Source organism: Pareuzebyella sediminis, assembly GCF_008367235.1.
Lineage (GTDB): Bacteria > Bacteroidota > Bacteroidia > Flavobacteriales > Flavobacteriaceae > Pareuzebyella > Pareuzebyella sediminis.
Genome location: NZ_VTZS01000002.1, coordinates 703,451 through 717,808, shown reverse-complemented (window position 1 = coordinate 717,808; position 14,358 = coordinate 703,451). Strand labels below are relative to the sequence as shown.

The following is a 14,358-nucleotide window of genomic DNA, read 5'->3' as shown; positions in this document are numbered from 1 at the left end:
GACTATGGCCAAAAGCAAAAAGAACATCCGATGGTATCTGATTACACATAGTATGTGCATCCTTGCACTAGTGTTCTTCCAACAGTGCAAAAAGCAACCCGATACCGAATTTTTAATTACCAATGACAGTGTTGGAAAGCTAGATAAGATAAGTTTGGCGAGAGACTTGGAGGTAATTTACGCCAACGATTCCATTGTAAAGGATAGTACCATACATAACCTTTCTAATAAAAGCAAAAAAGTAAGGGTTTTCGAAAAAGGCGGGAGGTTATTGTTAACGCTCACACCTTCATCAGATAGCATTCCAACGATAGAGAATATAAGAATAGAAGACCCGCGTTTTTCAACCGAAAAAGGAATCGGACTCAACAGTACCTTTAAGGATATTAAGGACAATTATCAAATTCAAAAGGTAATTACCTCAATGAATAATGTCGTTATATTATTGCGCGATAGTAGTACCTACTTTACCATAAGCAAAGAGCAGTTACCATCAAGTTTGCGCTACTCCTCAAGTGTGAATATTGAGGCCGTTCAAATTCCTGACGACGCCAAGATCAAATATATGATGGTGGCATGGGGTGATGATTAAACCTATTACAAAAACGTAATAAACAACACCCTTCCTCATTCTGGCCCGTAACGCAAAATCGACTATCTTCGTCTTTTGAAAAAAAGCACGTCCCATGAATCCACTTTTACAATATTTACTGGTCGAACGTGCAAAGAATAAGTTAAAAGGTAATAGCAGAAACCAAAAAATTGGCAAGCGGCAACTTGTTAAAGAAATACGGTCTGGCCAAGTTGAATTGATCCATGCCCTAAAAGAAGCACTTTTTATTGCTATTGGAGTTTTTTCGGCCGGCTTCGGTCTCCAAGGCTTTTTATTACCTAACCAATTTATTGACGGTGGGGTAACGGGGGTTTCGCTGTTGATTCAGGTCATTACCGAATTTCCTCTCGGACTTTTATTGGTCGTTATCAATATCCCTTTTCTGATACTCGGCGCAAAAACAATCGGTCAAAAGTTTGCAATCAAGAGCATTTTTGCTATCCTATCGCTCGCATTGGTCGTACATTTTGTGGCCTACCCAATAATTACCAGCGACAAACTATTAATAGCCGTTTTCGGAGGTTTCTTCCTAGGTTTAGGCATAGGTATGGCCATGCGTGGTGGTAGTGTTATCGATGGCACCGAAGTGTTGGCAATTTATCTCAGTAGAAGATGGCACTTGACCGTTGGCGATGTATTACTGATGATCAACTTAATAATATTTTCGGCAGGGGCCTATTTATTGTCCATGGAAGTAGCCCTTTATGCCATTCTAACATACTTGGTAGCCGCCAAAACTGTCAATTATGTGGTCGATGGGGTAGAAGAATATATTGGCGTTACCATTATTTCTCCCAAAAACGAAGAAATCCGTCGGATGCTGATCACAAAAATGGGTAGGGCCTGCACTGTCTATAAGGGCGAAGGGGGCTACGGTCAACTTAATGGAAAACCTATATCGACCAACATTATTTACACGGTCATGACGCGCTTGGAGCTCGCCCGACTTAGTACCGAAATAGACAAAATCGACAAAAAGGCTTTTGTAGTGATGGGAGTAGTCAAAGACATCAAGGGAGGGATGATCAAAAAGAAACCTTTAAAGTAACAGTTTCACAGTGCAAAAATTTGTTACCAGATTGCTTTATAAAGCTTACGGAAGCTATCTCAACATCTTGGCTATTTTTTCAAAGAAAAAGGCTGCCAAAAAAGCCTTTGAGATTTTTACGACCGTACGAAAAGGGCAGGTATTACCCCCCCAAAAAGTATTTTTAGACACGGCAAGAAAGCGTTTTATAAATAGTTCAAAGTACCGTTTGCAGGTCTATCATTGGCCCGGGAAAAAGGAGACCGTACTCTTGGTTCACGGATGGGAAAGCAATACATTTCGATGGCGTAACCTTATCGCCAAACTTCAAGAGTTCGATTATAATATTATCGCATTCGATGCTCCGGGACACGGCTATTCATCGGGCAAAGAGTTACACCTAACACTTTATGCCGATAGCATTCAGCGACTCATTACGACCTACAATCCGCATCATCTGGTAGCACATTCTTTTGGCGGCATGGCTGTTTTATTCAATGAATTCAGGAATAATAATGACGGTATTGAAAAAATCGTAACAATAGGCTCCCCATCTGAATTTCATGAAATATTGGCACATTATCAAAAGATACTCGGATTCAACCGCCATGTTTTAAAAGCTTTTGAAAACTACATTATTGAGCGTTTCGGTTCGCCCGTAGCTCACTTTTCATCGTCACGCTTTGTTGCCGGCAGTACAAAAAAAGGACTAATCCTTCATGATGAGCTGGATATGCTTGCGCCATTTCATGCCTCGGAAAATGTACATGCCCAATGGAAAAACAGCACATTTATACGCACTAGAGGTCTGGGACACTCGATGCACCAGCCACAAATCAACGAAAAGATAGTGGAATTTTTGACCTCATGAAGCTCACCTTTGACCTCTTTATTGACACCTTTTGATTTTCTTTTAGGGGTAGTGCCCTATTTCTAAAGTAGTCTGAATTTGTATTGGGCATATGCACAATAATGAAGAAAAGGCAGATAAGATAGATAAAGAGCACTGCTTAATTTTAGCCGTTCCAACCCAATTAACAAAAAAATTGCAAAAGTAAATATTTAGAAATAAGATGCTTACGACCATTCTAACTTCGAAATAAAAACTTTTGAGACAACTGTTTTCAAGGTTTGCGTTAGTTTTATTCCCATCATTCGCTAAATTGCGCATAACATTTTAGCAACCTTATAATAATGTTCACATAAAGTTGTTATTCTAGTGAAAACCCTTCCTAATAGGGGAAAAATTTGACCTGAATCTTAATCATGAAAATGCAAAATATAGCTATTCTTGGTGCTGGCAAATTCGGCTCAGCAATGGCCCAACAATTGTCCTTTAATGCTAACAACAGGATTACTTTGTTCGTTAGAAGGAAAGCGCAAAAGAAAGAGATCAATAAAAAACATCAAAATAAAGAGTATCTACAAGATTTCAAACTCAACTCAAACATTACTTCTTCCCGTAAGCTATCCAAACTTAAAGATTATGATGTGGTAATTCTTGTGATACCAAGTGGTTGTTTCACGGATTACGAGAACGTTTTTTTAGAGAATTTAGATCCGAAGACCCTAATCATCAATATGTCAAAAGGATTGGCCGATGGTGGCATTTCGATATACGACTACTTTCAAAAAAAATTACACATAAAAAATATAGTAAGTCTAAAAGGGCCCTCTTTCAGTTCTGAGGTAATTGGCAATCATCCGACCTTATTGACTTTAGGTTATAGTAATAACGATCAAGTCACCACAGTACGGGAATTGTTCAAAGGCACCAACTTCTACCTCGATTTTACAACCGACATTAACGGCGTTGAATACCTTAGTGCATTAAAGAATATCTACGCCATCTTCATGGGTAATATCGATGGTGAGTTTAATTCTATAAATACCAGGTATTTTATTCTCACGCAGTGTTTCAAAGAGATGGGTATATTACTAAAATATCTTAACTGCGATTCTAAAACCATCAATCTAGGCTGTGGTCTAGGAGATTTATGTCTCACATCATTATCTGATTTAAGCCGAAATAGAACCTTGGGCTTAATTATTGGAAAAGGGTTTTTTAACATGGGGGACAATCTTAATGGTGTAGTACTCGAAGGCGTCAAGACACTGCAGCTTTTAAACAGCTTGATCGATCCTAAATTGAAGAAAAATTTGCCCATTTTGAATGCCTTATTTGACTTTTTTATTCATAAGACCACCGATTCTTTGACCATTAACTTTAAAGAGCTGTTGCGCAATAAATTTAAAACGGTCTTGACCTATGGAACTTTCGATCTGCTACATTATGGGCATTTGGAGATTCTCAAGCGTGCCAAAGACTATGGCCATCAATTGATAGTAGGCTTGTCTACAGATGAATTCAACTTGATAAAAGGAAAGGTCTGCGAGTTTAACTACGAAAAAAGAAAAGCATATTTAGAATCACTCGATTTTGTTGATCTTGTCATACCTGAAGATAATTGGGAGCAAAAAACAGAAGATGTCAAAAAGTACAATGTAGATTATTTTGTTATGGGAGATGATTGGAGCGGCAAATTCGACTTTTTAGAAGAATATTGTGATGTGATATATTTGGCACGAACTAAAGGTGTTTCTACTTCGCAATTAAAGAAATTACGGAAATGACCAAGCTAGAAGAATTTCAACAAGAATTGCTCGTTCTTTTAAAGCAAATGGATGCTATTTGTGATAAGCATGGAATTAATTATAGCTTATTCGGGGGCACGATGATAGGTGCTATCCGCCATAATGGATTTATTCCCTGGGACGACGATGCGGATGTCGTTTTCGAAAGAGTGGAATATGAAAAATTCCTTAAGGTATTACCAGAAAATCTTATTGTTTTCAGAAAGTCATGGGTTCAGCGGTTCTCGCATAAAGACAATCCCAACATCTACCTTGACATTTTTGTGTTTGACGTGGCTCCAAAATCAAAAATTACGCAAAAAATGCAAAGACTCGGGTTAAAGGCGATGCAGGGCACCATCAAAAAGAAAGTAACTACGAAGAGGGGGTTCATCGGCGCTACAGTTTCCCTTTTTACATATATCATAGGCTTGCTGTTTACCCACAATTTTAAACTTAGAGTCTATGATTCAATAGCACGGATATTCAAAAACAGGCCCACGGGATACATTTTTTCATCATTAGATCAGTTTAAATATATTGGACATGTGCTGCCGAGAGATGTTGTCATATCTTATAAAAAAGTGGATTTTGAAAATACGTCCTTAAAGATAATGACCGGTTATGATGCGTATCTGAAACAATTTTATGGAGATTATATGAAGCTTCCTCCAAAAGAAATGCAAAAGCCGGTTCACGGTAATTTGGCCCGTTTTGATTGAGTTTGCACGAATATATAAGATCCTTCCAAACTGAAATCTCATACTAACTCCCACCTTTTAACTCCACTGCATGTACTAATACAATACTATATAGGAATCCAGTTTTCACCTTTAAATCAAGGGGTTTATAGAAGCTCTAGTATTCACATTTTATACTTATTTTAGTGTTATTACATTGGTGTGCCTAAAGAAATAGGGATAATCGGTAATGGTATATTACCTTACCAATGGGCCAAGCTAAATACGCCGGGCGGTAAAATGTTTAGGCTGAAGTAAAATCTTAGGCCCTAGGCGATTTGAACGACACAAAGAAATCTATTAAAATGTACCGGTATTATATATTGCCCTTAATACTATTGTTATGCTGTTCGGTGAGGTCACAAATCTTAAAAAAGCCGATACCCGATAAATTGGTCGTTCTGACCTTTGATGATGCTCCGGCAAGCCAATATTCAGTAGTGGCTCCCTGGCTATTAGAGTTTGGTTTCGGCGCCACCTTTTTTGTATGCGAATTTCCGCCAAATTACAAAGACAGCACACTATATATGAACTGGCGCCAGATGAGTACCCTGCATGAAATGGGTTTCGAAATCGCCAACCATACGCAAACCCATGCCAACGTGGCCAAATTGACCCAATCCCAGTTCAACAATGAATTAGGATACATCGAAAGGAAATGCGATTCCCTTGGCATACCTAAACCACATAATTTTGCCTATCCGGGCTACGGCCTTAATGCCAAGGCGCTCGACTTTTTAGAAGGGAAAGAGTATCATTTTGCCAGGGCCGGAGGAGGTAGACCCTATGACCCTTTGAGCGATCACCCATACCTCATCCCAAGTTGGGCCACAAACACCGAAAACAAACAGGAAATATTGGACGCCCTCCGCACAGCTAAAGATGGCAACATTGTAGTTTTGACTTTTCATGGGGTACCCGACATAGAGCATCCATGGGTAACCACACCCCCACAGCTTTTTAAAGAGTATCTCAATCATCTATCGGACAACGGATACAAGGTTATCGCACTTAAAGACCTCGAAAAATATATCAATGTTGAAGAAGCCAAAAAAATAATCGCTCCCGACCTTGCGAAAACCCTAAAAAATTAATTTTTTATGCTAAAAATATCTCCCTTTCATATCGCCATACCCGTTCACAACCTTGCCGAGTGCCGTGTATTTTACCGCGAGGTACTCCAATGTGAAGAAGGCCGTAGCAGTGACCAATGGGTCGATTTTAACCTCTTCGGGCATCAATTGGTCATTCATTACAAACCTAAAACCCAAAATGAAACGCTACACCATAACCCTGTCGACGGTCACAACGTACCGGTACCACATTATGGCGTAGTACTGCCTTGGGACACTTTTAATATCTTTTCAAAAGAATTGAAAAAGAAAGAAGTGCGATTTATTATTGAGCCCTATATACGCTTTGAAGGGCAGGTCGGTGAACAGGCTACTATGTTTTTTTTAGATCCAGCAGGAAATGCATTGGAGTTTAAGGCCTTTAAGGATATAGGGCAGCTATTCGCAAAATAAAACAAGTTCGTATTCTTAAAAGACCGACTTGCTACATCCATATTGCTTATGATAGACATGAAAAGCTTAAATATAGCCACACAACAGTACTCGGATAAGCTTTAAAACTGCTAATTTTGCCCAAACCCAGATCAAAATCGTATCACAGATAATTTTTTGGAAATAGCGGTAAAGAAAATATAGGTAAAATGAGAAGATATATACTATTGTTAATGTTCGTATGCCTAACCATGGGCTGTGAGGAGGAAAAGGAAATTAGCTCCATAAACCCTGAAAATTGGCTAGGGAGAAGAGCCGATATGAGCCAGAAAGATTCCCTATTATATGGTAAATCATATCTGTCGATTTATTCGCAGATATATAGCCTTTCTGAGCATAAAACTCATAATCTTACGGCCATGGTAAGTCTGCGCAATACAAGCGACTTAGATACCATTTATATATTGAAGGCCCAATACTTCGACACCCATGGGAAAAAGGTCCGTAATTACTTCGACCATCCCATTTTTTTGGCTCCAATGGAGACCGTTGAAATAATCATCGACGAAACTGATGTCGCAGGAGGAACGGGTTCCAACTTTATATTTGAATGGCAATCCCCTACCGACGCTCCCGAGCCCTTGTTCGAAGGGGTGATGAATTCTACTATGGGACAACAGGGACTTTCTTTTACCACACAGTCACGTAGAATAAAGTAGCGCAGTCACACCGCAACCTATTATTGTGACCAAGAAGTTGGCTTCCTGACCCAACGATGCTTTTTGAGTTCCTCATATAATTTGGGCGACAGGGGTTGACCATCGCTAGTCTCCGTATTGGCCAATACATTTCGTTGTTTACGCATTCCAGGAATGGTGGTAGCCACCGTATTGTTTTCCAAAATAAAACGTAAAGCCATCTCGGCCATGGTCATTCCTTCGGGTACCAGTGGTCGTAGCGCATCGGCATGTTCCACACTGGAATTCAGGTTTTCAGGCACAAAATAAGTACCCCTCCAATCTCCTTCAGGGAATGTAGTTTCTTTCGTAATAGTACCCGTCAAGGTACCCTCATCGAAAGGTACGCGAGCAATAACGGCAATATCCAGTTCCTCACATAATGGAAAAAGTTCATCTTCAGGATTTTGATCAAAAATATTATAGATAACCTGAACGGCATCGATCAATCCGGTTTTAAGGGCCTTCATTCCATTTTCAGGTTCCCAGCGATTCACACTGATACCCATAGCCGAAATTTTTCCAGCTCTTTTCAGGTCTTCAACAGCTCGCTGCCACTCTTCGCGATGTGACCAACTATCATCCCAAGTGTGAAATTGCATAAGATCAATACGCTCCATACCTAAATTGTCAAGGGTCTTTTCGACATATTCAGTAATGTGGTTCGTGGGGTAAGACTCCTCGAAAGTATATTCGGGCTTTGCCGGCCATTGAAAATTCTTTGGTGGTATCTTACTGGCCGTATATAATTTGGACTTAGGGTGTCGACGTACCAGTTCACCTAACAGTTCTTCACTGTGCCCTTCTCCATAACCCCATGCCGTATCGAAGAAGTTCACCCCTTTTTCGACGGCCAAATCCAATGATTTGGCCGATTGCTCGTCATCTGATTGTTTCCATCCGGCCATACCCCACATGCCATATCCAATTTCACTTACTTGCCAATTCGTTCTTCCGAATCTTCTATATTTCATTATTTTCTGTTTTTAAATTTTTCTCGTGCCCATAGAAATACCCCATAGATGAGACCAAAAATCAATCCGTTTACAGCCTTGTTAAATATAACCTCTTTAGTATACTCCTTTTCAAGAATTACCGAAATTATGGTAAACAATAAAAATGCGGCCACCATTTGCGAAACCAATTTTTTGATATCCATAAAGCTGCTACCTTTTCATCGGGTATTATTAATGCTGGTGGAATGTATCTGAGATAAAACTCAAAACTTCGGGAAGTGATTCGCGCCAATAGGTCCAAGTATGCCCACCTTGCCGTACACGGTATTCATGGGGAATCTCTTTTTTTCTCATAGCCATATGGACAAGGCTATTGCCTTCGTACAAAAAATCGTCATCGCCACAATCTATATACCAATTAACCGATTTAATGTCATCAACGGACACCGTCTTTAGAAGTTCTATGGCATTATGTCTCTTAAAGTAAGCGTTAACTTCTTCTTCGGCGAGGTTCATATTACCACGTTCTAAACGCTCTTTAAAATCATCGATAGTCAGAGGTCCAATATAGGCGCTCAAGGGGCAAGCGGACGAAAAGAGCTCGGGATGGTGAAGTGCATACATAAATGTGCCGCCACCACCCATTGACAGTCCGGCTACTGCACGATATCGCTTTTCCTTTTTAATCCTATATTGCGTTTCGACATAGGGCATCAGTTCTTCAAAAAAGAAATCCTCGTAACGCCAATCGTCACCTTGATTAAAGTATCCTCTTTTGCCCGTATTGGCGTCTGGCATGACAATAATCATAGGGGTCGCGGTTCCATCCGCTATGGCATTATCCGTGATTCTAAGAACTTCCCCGAACTGAACCCAACCTGTTTGATCGTCCCCGGCACCATGCAGTAGGTATAAAACGGGATATGAGCGTTGACTGGTATCGTAATCTGGAGGGAGATAAACGGCATATTTTCTCTCGCTTTTTAATATTTTGCTCGTCATCGATAGATTGTCATATACTTTACCGGTCTGGCCTACTGCGGGAAAGATCAGTGAGAAGCATACAACAAATAGAACAATGGTCTTTTTCATTTGTCATATTTTAAAAATTGAACACAAGATAACAAATGTAGTGGTCACTTCGATAGCAATACCATCTTCAATTATAAATTGCGGAGCATCGGGTTCTTCGCTATGCAAAATTCGGGGGTATCGGATACACAAAAAAACTCGAATTATAAAAGCCGAGACCCATTGAAAACCAATGAGTTATTTTTTTACGCTCGCAAAAAGAAATATAATCGCTAAGGTTTGTCTAGCGGTGCAGCTTGAACCCCTTCAAAGGTCATCTGTACGGGTTTAATGGTTCCATCGGCATTAAATTCCATCTTGTCCATACAGGTTACACGGTGGTCACGATCTTCATTGGGTATGGGACGCCTGTGATACACGATAATCCACTCCTCCGTTTGAGGCACATTGATTACTGAATGGTGGCCAGCACCGGTCGCCACCTTTGGATCTGACTCCAAAATGGTTCCGATACGCTTATAGGGTCCCGTAGGTTTGTCGGCCATGGCATAGGCTACTTTGTAAGTGCCATTGGTCCAACCGCCTTCCGACCACATGAAATAGTAAATTCCTTTTCGAAAGAACATGAAAGGTCCTTCGACATAACCTTCGGGTGTAATTTCCTTAAAAAGTTCACCGTCCTCCCAAGGTTCGAAGCCCGTAAAATCATTGTTCAATTTTCCCAGGTTGCAATGACTCCACCCTCCATAGAAAAAATAGTAGGTACCATCGGTATCCTTAAAAACGAATTGATCAATTGGCTGTGCATCATTGTAAAAATCTGAAATCAAAGGTTTGCCCAAATAATCCTTGAACGGACCTCCAGGATTATCGGCTATGGCCACTCCGATACCTCCAAAATGGTTGATATCGTTGTTCGGGTCATAAGAATCCCTCCCGGGACGCTGAATATCGTTCGCTCCAAAAAACAGATAATATTTCCGGTCCTTTTCGATTATAGAAGGGGCCCACATAGCCTGCTTGGCCCATTTGATACGGGCCGTATCAATTATTTGTGGATGCTTTTGCCAGGTGACCAAATCTTTGGAAGAAAAAGCATCGAGAAAAACCTGCTTTTCGTAATCATCGGAGTAGGTCGGATAAACCCAATATTCATCGTTGAAAACCACGCCCTCGGGATCGGCATACCAACCCTCGAAAATAGGATTGCCGGAAGTCTCCACTCTAGACTCCGTTTCAGCACTGTTTTGCGTTTTAGTGCCTCCCTTACAAGCCATTATCAACATGGCCATACTAGCAAGAGAAAGAAGTTTTGGTCTCATATTCATATTGTATCTCTCCTCGTTCAGCACTAAAAATCACGATACTCTCCTGATAAATATTGATTAGCCTCTTCCTCGGCAAACTTTGCTTTTTCAGCATCCCAATGTAACACCTGATTCGGAAAACGGCCTGCTATAGTCCCTAAAAGTATGGTTTCCGTCAATCGCGCGGCGTACGAAAATGGCGCAGTAGTTTTGTCCTTACCCAAACAGGCATCAACGAATTGGTGATAGTGCTTTGGTCCTTCCGATTCATAATTACGGACAGGCTCCCCTAGATTATGTTCCTTGGAAATCTCGGCGATCTCTGAAGATATATCGACATACTTTCCTTTCACTATTTTCTTGGGAAGTTGCATAAAATGAGGTAATAACAAACGGCCCTTCTTGCCTATGAACATGGCACCTTGATCCGGAAGTTCACCCTCACCGGCTTGGCCGGAGTCAAGTGATATTTTATCTTCCATGCTCTCTTCCTCTTTATTTTTCTTTCCCATTTGATTTACCCCCCCAGGTAACACCAGGTCTTCATGAGCGGGAGGCATACCAGGCCCGTCATACCATACCCATTTGAGGGTTTTTGTTGTATATGGGGTTCCGGGAAACTCATAGGTAACCGTATTGTTTTCAGGATAACCAAATCCATTCGGTTCCCTACAATCGTTCTTTATGGTCAAAGGCACATCCAATTCAAGGGCGTTATAAGGGGTATCAAAAATATGCACCCCCATATCACCAAGGGTACCGCATCCATAGTCGAGTAGTTTTCTCCAATTGGCGGGATGATAAAAACCTTCTTTATAGGGTCGCTCGTTGGAGGTTCCCAACCATAGGTTCCAATCTAGCTGTGGCGGCACTTCGTCTTCCCCTTGGGGCGCCGTACCGTTATACCCCCATGATTTGGGAGACCATGCACGCACGGTATGTACTTTTCCGATGATTCCCGATTGTATCAAAAGAGTAGCCAATTTGTAATCGTAGAAAGAATGTACTTGAATACCCATTTGGGTCACTAAATTCTTTTCTTTGGCAACCTTCATCATTTTTCGCGATTCCTCAACATAATGTGTCAAAGGTTTTTGGCAATAGACGGGTTTATTTTTTTCCATGGCTAAAAGCGACGCCGGTGCATGGGTGTGGTCTGGAGTTGAAACAACCACCGCATCTATTTCATCACCCATTTCATCGAGCATGGTTCGATAGTCAAAAAATATGCGTGCACCAGGGTGTAATTTATGAGCCTTGGCCAGGTTGATGGAATCTACATCACATAATGCAACGACATCTACCGCCTCATGTGAAGAAATATCCGCTAAGTCGGCGGCTCCCATACCCCCAACGCCAATATGCGCAGTTCGCAAACGATCTTTTACGAATGCCGTGTTCAATAATGAAGGGGCCAGCATCATACCGAAGGCACCCGCACTACTCTTTTTGATAAAATCCCTTCGGTTATTATTCGCTTTTTTTGTCATGTTCTTTAATCTATGTTTAGTTCTATAATTTCTTGATTCTAATATTTTTGAAGCGTACCACATCACCGTGCCCCAAAAAACCTACATGCCCTTTTTCATTATACAAGCCGGGATGTTCCCTATGGTCCATCGTACCGTTTTTTGACGCATCTACTACGTTAGCATCTACAATGACCGTACCATTGAGTATTACCTTTATTTTCGGCCCCTCTACAATGACCTCTTGCTGATTCCATTCCCCCACTGGTTTTAAAAATCCTCGTTTCGCCGGTACTACACCATATACCGAACCATGGTACTGATATGGTTCTAAATTTGCCCATTTCGCAGCGGTATTATCCAGAATTTGAAGTTCTATTCCAGCGTATGCAGCATCTCCTTCGAGGGGGGCATGGATGCCTAGGCCATTATTTGCGCCTGGTGTCAGTTGAAATTCGAACCTGAAGTTAAAATTATCGTATTCTTCAGCGGTATATAAGTTACCACCGTGGCCCCCTCCATTGGGATCAACGACAATATTACCGTTTTCGACCTTGTACATTTGTTTGTTACCTACCCAACCCTCTAGATTCTCTCCATTAAAAAGTGTAGTAAACCCTTTTTCGGTAGCCTCCTTTTGACTCTTGCACGAAATAATTCCAAACGCGGCCAACGCAAAAAACGCGGCGATTATCTTTTTCATCTATAGTTTTTTGATCTTTATATTTTTGAACCAAATAGGACTTGAATGGTCTTGAAGCCCGATGTACCCGGTTTTAAATTTACCATAATCGGCACTGTTCTTCCATTTATCAGAATTCTTTTTTTCGTACCAGGCATCATCCCAAGGCACAAAAGATAGTACTTTTTTACCATTAAGCCAGTGTTCTACTTTTTCAGGGGTAAATACAATTTTAGAGCTATTCCATTCCCCTACGGGATGTAGCGTTTTTTTCGAAGCATCTGCTGGATGCATTGCATAGTCTGAGGCCGTTTGCTGTAACGGTTTTAATTCTTCAGGGTGTTCGGTGTAGCCTAGACTGGTATTGTACTCGGTCAGATCATGGATGCTCGCATAGTTCTCATCATCGATCAACTGGTATTCGGGCGATACCTGCGGAATACCGTCATATCCTTCCTTCACGTGATAAAAAATTCCGCTGTTACCCCCTTTGGGCAGTTTCCATTCTAAATACAGCTCAAAATTATCGAATTCTTCCGCCCCGTAGATCAGGTCTTTTCCTCCTGTATAATTCTGTTCCAGGCCCAGTTCGGTATCAAAGGTCAACGTACTGTCTTTAATCGTCCAACCCGGTGGTAGCGAATCCATATTATATCCACGCCATCCGTCGAGGCTTGACCCATCAAAAAGATAGACCCAATCCCCATTGCTATCTTTGGTATCGGTTGGAGCCATATCACGACTTTCTACCACCTTTTCTTTTGACTTACAGGAAGCCAAAAGTGCCCCTGCCAGCACAAAGAATATGATTCTCTTCATTTGAATTTTCGATTTGATTACTGTAATCCGATTTTCGTAGCATTATTTTTCAATGCTAAAATAATAGTCCAATCGCTTTCGACGAACGGAAGTTACTATATATTGAGTGGTTTAAAGGCGGAAAAATACCCAATTTTCAGCTGGTACAATACTGTTATTTTTGCCATCATTTATGCTTTTTTTGCCCTATACTCCAGACGGTCTCCGTCTACTTCAACTCAATCTATAATAAGGCCCTTCCTTCGTATCCAAAAAAAGGCAAAAATCATATTGGGAACCCAACAAAGCCAAGCTACAACCCTGTATGCGGTAGTGAAATCTTCAATAACAACCAACAGCAATGGCAACCAAATACGAAGTGTTACCGCTGCAAAGCAAGCGGCATAACTGTAAATCATCATACCTTGGTGCAGCGATAGATCGCCTTTCCGTATAGCCCTATAAGCTTTTAGTGTAGTAAATAACCAGATGAGACCCAAGGATATGAAACCGAGTGTCGAAATAAGGCCTCCATTCGCATTAAGGGCGATGAAAATACCGCAACATCCACTGATAAGCACCGCGATGACATATATTCTACCGATTATCCGATGTCGCTTCAAATTGGCTGTGCGAAGACGTTTACTAAACTGCGACCAACCTATACATAAAGCCAATCCCCCAAAAAGAATATGGCCGTAGAACCCTATATTATAAAAGAGGTCGGCTTTCAAAGTATCACTTTTGGAAACCAACAAACCAAACTCACCATTAAACACATAAACTAATGGGTAGAGGCCAATGATAATGGCCAAAGCGACAAATACAAACCAAGCTACCCTATTCGTTGTGTTCATT

16 protein-coding genes are annotated in these 14,358 nt (G+C 41.0%); 8 read left to right on the top strand and 8 right to left on the bottom strand.

Going from position 1 to position 14,358, the window contains the following annotated elements; translation table 11 throughout:
* Window positions 1-4 precede the first annotated feature (4 nt).
* The 8 genes from F2B13_RS09725 to F2B13_RS09690 all read left to right on the top strand — a co-directional run bounded on the left by F2B13_RS09725 (window position 5) and on the right by F2B13_RS09690 (window position 7,238).
* Window positions 5-592 (top strand): hypothetical protein, encoded by a 588-nt coding sequence (locus tag F2B13_RS09725; protein ID WP_232622939.1) that lies wholly within the window; start codon window positions 5-7, stop codon window positions 590-592.
* 94 nt (window positions 593-686) lie between these two features.
* A complete protein-coding gene (locus F2B13_RS09720) occupies window positions 687-1,661 on the top strand; it encodes a YitT family protein (protein WP_149304071.1) in 975 nt (324 codons plus the stop codon).
* A 31-nt stretch (window positions 1,662-1,692) separates the two neighbouring features.
* Window positions 1,693-2,511, top strand: coding sequence for an alpha/beta fold hydrolase (locus F2B13_RS09715; RefSeq protein ID WP_232625216.1), 819 nt, complete (start codon window positions 1,693-1,695; stop codon window positions 2,509-2,511).
* A gap of 395 nt (window positions 2,512-2,906) precedes the next feature.
* Window positions 2,907-4,274, top strand: a complete 1,368-nt coding sequence (tagD, locus tag F2B13_RS20765; protein WP_149274885.1) for a glycerol-3-phosphate cytidylyltransferase — start codon at window positions 2,907-2,909, stop codon at window positions 4,272-4,274.
* Window positions 4,271-4,996, top strand: coding sequence for a LicD family protein (locus F2B13_RS09705; RefSeq protein WP_149304069.1), 726 nt, complete (start codon window positions 4,271-4,273; stop codon window positions 4,994-4,996). Before tagD ends, F2B13_RS09705 begins: the two co-directional genes overlap by 4 nt.
* 323 nt (window positions 4,997-5,319) lie before the next feature.
* Window positions 5,320-6,108, top strand: a complete 789-nt coding sequence (locus tag F2B13_RS09700) for a polysaccharide deacetylase family protein (RefSeq protein WP_149304068.1) — start codon at window positions 5,320-5,322, stop codon at window positions 6,106-6,108.
* Window positions 6,109-6,114: 6 nt separating this feature from the next.
* Window positions 6,115-6,540, top strand: coding sequence for a VOC family protein (locus tag F2B13_RS20400; protein ID WP_198440101.1), 426 nt, complete (start codon window positions 6,115-6,117; stop codon window positions 6,538-6,540).
* A gap of 188 nt (window positions 6,541-6,728) precedes the next feature.
* Window positions 6,729-7,238 carry a DUF3124 domain-containing protein gene (locus F2B13_RS09690; protein WP_149304067.1) on the top strand — a complete coding sequence of 170 codons (510 nt, stop codon included), beginning with the start codon at window positions 6,729-6,731 and terminating at the stop codon, window positions 7,236-7,238.
* Between the two features lie 20 nt (window positions 7,239-7,258).
* Here F2B13_RS09690 and F2B13_RS09685 read toward each other — a convergent pair whose 3' ends face one another.
* From F2B13_RS09685 to F2B13_RS09650, 8 genes are all read right to left on the bottom strand, one after another.
* Window positions 7,259-8,230: an aldo/keto reductase gene (locus tag F2B13_RS09685; RefSeq protein WP_149304066.1), complete on the bottom strand. Its 972-nt coding sequence runs from the start codon at window positions 8,228-8,230 to the stop codon at window positions 7,259-7,261.
* Complete coding sequence (locus F2B13_RS09680) at window positions 8,230-8,415, bottom strand: hypothetical protein (RefSeq protein ID WP_149304065.1); 186 nt, start codon at window positions 8,413-8,415, stop codon at window positions 8,230-8,232. Before F2B13_RS09680 ends, F2B13_RS09685 begins: the two co-directional genes overlap by 1 nt.
* 28 nt (window positions 8,416-8,443) lie before the next feature.
* Window positions 8,444-9,304 (bottom strand): alpha/beta hydrolase, encoded by an 861-nt coding sequence (locus F2B13_RS09675; protein WP_232625215.1) that lies wholly within the window; start codon window positions 9,302-9,304, stop codon window positions 8,444-8,446.
* A gap of 212 nt (window positions 9,305-9,516) precedes the next feature.
* On the bottom strand, window positions 9,517-10,566 hold the full coding sequence (locus F2B13_RS09670; protein ID WP_232625214.1) for a glycoside hydrolase family 43 protein: 1,050 nt from the start codon (window positions 10,564-10,566) through the stop codon (window positions 9,517-9,519).
* Between the two features lie 29 nt (window positions 10,567-10,595).
* Window positions 10,596-12,041, bottom strand: coding sequence for a Gfo/Idh/MocA family protein (locus F2B13_RS09665; protein WP_149274878.1), 1,446 nt, complete (start codon window positions 12,039-12,041; stop codon window positions 10,596-10,598).
* Window positions 12,042-12,063: 22 nt separating this feature from the next.
* Window positions 12,064-12,723 (bottom strand): 3-keto-disaccharide hydrolase, encoded by a 660-nt coding sequence (locus tag F2B13_RS09660; protein WP_149274877.1) that lies wholly within the window; start codon window positions 12,721-12,723, stop codon window positions 12,064-12,066.
* Complete coding sequence (locus F2B13_RS09655) at window positions 12,724-13,521, bottom strand: 3-keto-disaccharide hydrolase (RefSeq protein ID WP_149304063.1); 798 nt, start codon at window positions 13,519-13,521, stop codon at window positions 12,724-12,726.
* Between the two features lie 218 nt (window positions 13,522-13,739).
* Window positions 13,740-14,357, bottom strand: coding sequence for a DUF2306 domain-containing protein (locus F2B13_RS09650; protein ID WP_149304062.1), 618 nt, complete (start codon window positions 14,355-14,357; stop codon window positions 13,740-13,742).
* Window position 14,358 lies beyond the last annotated feature (1 nt).